The organism is Agromyces binzhouensis, from assembly GCF_004135055.1.
Taxonomy (GTDB): Bacteria; Actinomycetota; Actinomycetes; order Actinomycetales; family Microbacteriaceae; genus Agromyces; species Agromyces binzhouensis.
The window spans coordinates 1-4,421 of record NZ_SDPL01000259.1; the positions used below are offsets into that span (position 1 = coordinate 1).

At 72.2% G+C, this 4,421-nt stretch carries 3 protein-coding genes; 1 reads left to right on the forward strand and 2 read right to left on the reverse strand.

What is annotated here, in order from left to right:
• Positions 1–235: 235 nt before the first annotated feature.
• Both ESO86_RS12045 and ESO86_RS12050 read right to left on the reverse strand, forming a co-directional pair.
• On the reverse strand, positions 236–1,681 hold the full coding sequence (locus ESO86_RS12045) for an aspartate aminotransferase family protein (RefSeq protein ID WP_129235249.1): 1,446 nt from the start codon (positions 1,679–1,681) through the stop codon (positions 236–238).
• Positions 1,682–1,787: 106 nt separating this feature from the next.
• A complete protein-coding gene (locus tag ESO86_RS12050; RefSeq protein WP_129235250.1) occupies positions 1,788–3,338 on the reverse strand; it encodes a CoA-acylating methylmalonate-semialdehyde dehydrogenase in 1,551 nt (516 codons plus the stop codon).
• A gap of 148 nt (positions 3,339–3,486) precedes the next feature.
• Between ESO86_RS12050 and ESO86_RS12055 the strand changes: the two genes are divergently transcribed.
• Positions 3,487–4,421 (forward strand): PucR family transcriptional regulator ligand-binding domain-containing protein (locus tag ESO86_RS12055; RefSeq protein WP_207207109.1); only part of this gene is annotated, 935 nt, incomplete at its 3' end.

Sequence of the window (4,421 nt, forward strand, 5' to 3'; positions counted from 1 at the left end):
TCGGTGCACGCGGCGAGGGTCACGGCCAGCCCGCCGAGGCTCGCGGCGAGGAACGCGCGCCGCGGCATCCCCCCTGCGGGCCCCCGTGCGTCCATGTGCCTCAGGCTAGCCGCTCGGCATCGGGCAGCCCGGCACGCGGCGGCCGTGCCCGGGAACGCAGGGAATCCGGGGAACCGGCCCCGGTGAGGCCGTGAACCCCGGATTCCCGCTGCGTTCCGGGCGGGGATGCGGAGCGCTACGCGGCGAGCTCGGCGTCCGCGACGTCGAGCGCCGCGTCGATGATGTCGAGCCCGCGGACGAGGTCCTCCTCGCTGATGACGAGCGGGGGCGCGACGTGGAGCCGGTTGAAGTGCACGAACGGCCAGAGGCCCGCCTGCTTGCAGGCCGCGGCGACCCGGCCCATCGGCGCGGCGTCGGCTCCGGCGGCGTTGAACGGCACGAGCGGTTCGCGGGTCTCGCGGTCGCGGACGAGTTCGATCGCCCAGAACAGCCCGAGTCCGCGGACCTCGCCGACCGACGGGTGCTTCTCGGCGAGCTCGGCGAGGCGCGGGCCGACGACGCGGGCGCCCAGGTCGCGGACCCGCTCGAGGATGCCGTCGCGCTCGAACACCTCGAAGGTGGCGACGCCGGGAGCGCACGCGAGGGGGTGCCCCGAGTACGTCAGGCCGCCCATGAACGCCACGGTGTCGAAGTGCGAGGCGATCCGCTCGGAGATCACGACGCCGCCGAGCGGTGCGTAGCCCGAGTTCACGCCCTTGGCGAAGGTGATGAGGTCGGGCGTCACGCCGAAGTGGTTCACCGCGAACCACTCGCCGATGCGGCCGAAGCCGACCATGACCTCGTCGGCGATGTAGACGATGCCGTACTTGTCGGCGAGCGCGCGCACGCCCTGGAGGTAGCCGGGCGGCGGCACGAGCACGCCGTTGGTGCCGACGACGGTCTCGATGATGATCGCGGCGATCGTCGACGCGCCCTCGAGCGTGATGACCTGCTCGAGGTGCGCGAGGGCCCGCTCGGTCTCCTGCTCGGCCGACTCGGAGTGGAACGACGAGCGGTACGGATACGGCCCGAGGAAGTGCGCGACCGAGCCGTCGGACGGCTCGTTCCGCCAGCGGCGCGGGTCGCCCGTGAGCGAGATCGCGGTGGCGGTGCCGCCGTGGTAGCTGCGGTACATCGAGAGCACCTTGCGGCGCCCGGTCACCTCGCGCGCCATGCGCACGGCGTACTCGTTCGCGTCGGCGCCGCCGTTGGTGAAGAACACCTTGTCGAGGTCGCCGGGCGCGACCTCCGCGATGCGGCGGGCGAGCTCGCCCCGCACGTCGGAGGCCATCGAGGGCTGGATCGTCGCCAGGCGGCCGGCCTGGTCCTGGATCGCCGCCACGAGGTCGGGGTGCTGGTGGCCGAGGTTGAGGTTCACGAGCTGCGACGAGAAGTCGAGGTACGCGTTTCCCCGGTAGTCCCAGAACGTGGCGCCCTCGCCGGCGGCGACGGGCAGCGGGTCGATCAGCGCCTGCGCGCTCCACGAGTGGAACACGTGGGCGCGGTCGTCGGCGCGGACCTGCGCCTCGGCGGCGGTGTCGGGCAGCGCGCGCCGCGTGCCGGTGCGGTCGACGTACGACGCCGCGGTCGTGGCATCCGTCGTCGCCTCGTCGGCCTCGGTCGGGATCAGCGTGTCGGTCATGAGGGTCCTTTCGACCGGGTGAGGTGACGCGAACGGTCGTTCCCGGGCGCGGGATCGACCGTTCGCGTCATTTCGCGGAGCGGAGGGGAGGAAGGAGAGGAGAGGGTCAGTGGTTCTGGGGGAAGCCGAGGTTGATGCCGCCGTGGGTGGCGGGGTCGAGCCAGCGGCTGGTGACGGCCTTCTCGCGGGTGAAGAAGTCGAAGCCGTGGACGCCGTAGGCCTTCGCATCGCCGAACAGCGACTGCTTCCAGCCGCCGAAGGAGTGGTACGCGACGGGGACGGGGATCGGCACGTTGATGCCGATCATGCCGACCTGCACCTCGTTCTGGAAGCGGCGGGCGGCGCCGCCGTCGTTGGTGAAGATCGCGGTGCCGTTGCCGAACTGGCCGGAGTTGATGAGGTCGAGGCCCTCGTCGTACGACGCGACGCGGACGACCGAGAGCACCGGGCCGAAGATCTCCTCGGTGTAGGCGCGGCTCGTGGTCGGCACCTGGTCGAGCAGGGTGGGGCCGAAGAAGAAGCCGTCATCGTGGCCGTCGACGGTGTACCCGCGGCCGTCGACCACGACGCGGGCCCCGTCGGCCTCGGCGATGTCGACGTAGGAGGAGACCTTGTCGCGGTGCACGTCGGTGATGAGCGGGCCCATGTCGGGCTCGACGCCGTCGGTGCCCGCGCCGTTGCCGATCCTGAGCCGGCCGATGCGCTCGGTGATCTTCTCGATGAGCTCGTCGGCGACGGGCTCGACGGCCAGCACGACCGAGATCGCCATGCAGCGCTCGCCCGCGGCGCCGTAGCCTGCGTTCACGGCCTGGTCGGCGACGAGGTCGAGGTCGGCGTCGGGGAGGACGAGCATGTGGTTCTTCGCCCCGCCGAGGGCCTGCACGCGCTTGCCGTGCTTGGACGCGGTCTCGTAGATGTACTGCGCGATCGGCGTCGAGCCGACGAACGAGATCGACTGCACGACCGGGCTGGTGAGGAGGCCGTCGACGGCGAGCTTGTCGCCCTGCAGCACGGTGAACACGCCGTCGGGCAGGCCGGCCTCCTTCCAGAGCTCGGCGAGCCACAGCGCGGCCGACGGGTCCTTCTCGGAGGGCTTGAGCACCACCGCGTTGCCCGCGGCGATCGCGATGGGGAAGAACCACATCGGCACCATGGCGGGGAAGTTGAACGGCGAGATGACGCCGACGACGCCGAGCGGCTGCTTCAGCGAGTACACGTCGATGCCGTTGGAGGCGTTCTCGGAGAACGCGCCCTTGATCAGGTGCGGGAAGCCGGTGGCGAGCTCCACGACCTCCTGGCCGCGGAGGATCTCGCCCATCGCGTCGGAGAGGACCTTGCCGTGCTCGCGCGTGATGATCTCGGCCAGCTCGCCCTTGCGCGAGTTCAGCAGCTCGCGGAACGCGAAGAGCACGCCCTGGCGCTTGGCGATCGAGTAGCCGCTCCACGCCTCGAACCCGCGCTGCGCGGATGCGATCGCCTCGTCGATCTCGGCCTGGTCCGCGAGGCCGACCTCGGCCTGCACGGCACCCGTCGCCGGGTTGAACACGGGTGCGGTCCGCCCCGACGTGGACGCGCGCAGCGCCCCGTCGATCCAGTGTCCGAGCTGCGGCACGTCGGTGGTCGCGGCGGGCGATGAGGCGGTCTCGGTGAGGCTCATGGCAGTCCTTCGGGGAGTCGTGACGACGGATGCCTCGGCACCGCGTCGCAGGGTGGCGTGCCGGCTCGAACCTCGGGATCGGACAGATCGACCGACGTCGTCTAAGCTGGCGTTTCCCCAGTCTTACAGAGGCAGAGAGGCCGAACCGATGCCAGAGCGTCGCGAAGACGAAGCAGATCGAACGGATCGTCCGAGCCTGGCCCCGACGGCTCAGGCCACGGATGACGCGCTGCCCACGGTCCGCGAGATCCTCGCGCTCGACGCGGTCGCGGCGGGTGTGCCGGAGGTCCTGGTCGGCGACGCCGCGCTCGACGCGCGCGTGCGCTGGGTCCACGTCTCGGACAGTGCGGGCGTGGCGCGCCTGCTCGACGGCGGCGAGCTGCTGCTCTCCACCGGGTCGGGCTGGCCGACCGAGCCCGAGGAGTTGCGAGCCTTCATCGCGGGGCTCGTCGAGGTCGGCGTCTCGGGGCTCGTGCTCGAGCTCGGCGCGCACTACCGGTACGTCCCGGCGGTCGTGCACCGGGCCGCGGCCCAGCACGGGCTGGCGCTCGCGGCGCTCCACCGCGAGGTGAAGTTCGTCGGGCTGACGCAGGCGGTGCACCGGCGGATCATCTCCGAGCAGACTGCGGCGCTGCACGCCCGCGACGAGGTGCGGGAGCGCTTCACGGCGCTCGCCCTGCGCGGAGCGCCGGCGGACTACATCGTGCAGCAGCTCGCGCAGACCCTCGCGGCGCCGGTGCTGCTCGAGAACCTCGCGCACGAGGTCGTCGCGGCCGACCTCCCGCCGGAGTCGGAGGAGGAGGTGCTCTCGGGCTGGCAACTGCGCTCGCGCGACGCGCACCGTCGGTCGACGCGCGGCACCGCCGGCGTGCACGGCGCCGACGACTGGCTCATCGTGCCCGTCGAGGCTCGCGGCATCCGCTGGGGTCACCTCATCGCGCTGCCCGGGCCGACGCATCCGGCCGGGCGGACCAGCGTGCTCGAGCAGGGCGCGATCGCGCTCGCGCTCGGACGCCTCGCGGACGGGGACGACGACACGTGGGGGCGCATCGGGCGGCAGCGGCTCGTCGAGCACCTGCTGGG

Excerpts from the sequence above, each read along its gene's own strand:
- ESO86_RS12045 (WP_129235249.1), bottom strand. The coding sequence starts at position 1,681 with ATGACCGACACGCTGATCCCGACCGAGGCCGACGAGGCGACGACGGAT.
- ESO86_RS12050 (WP_129235250.1), bottom strand. The coding sequence starts at position 3,338 with ATGAGCCTCACCGAGACCGCCTCATCGCCCGCCGCGACCACCGACGTG.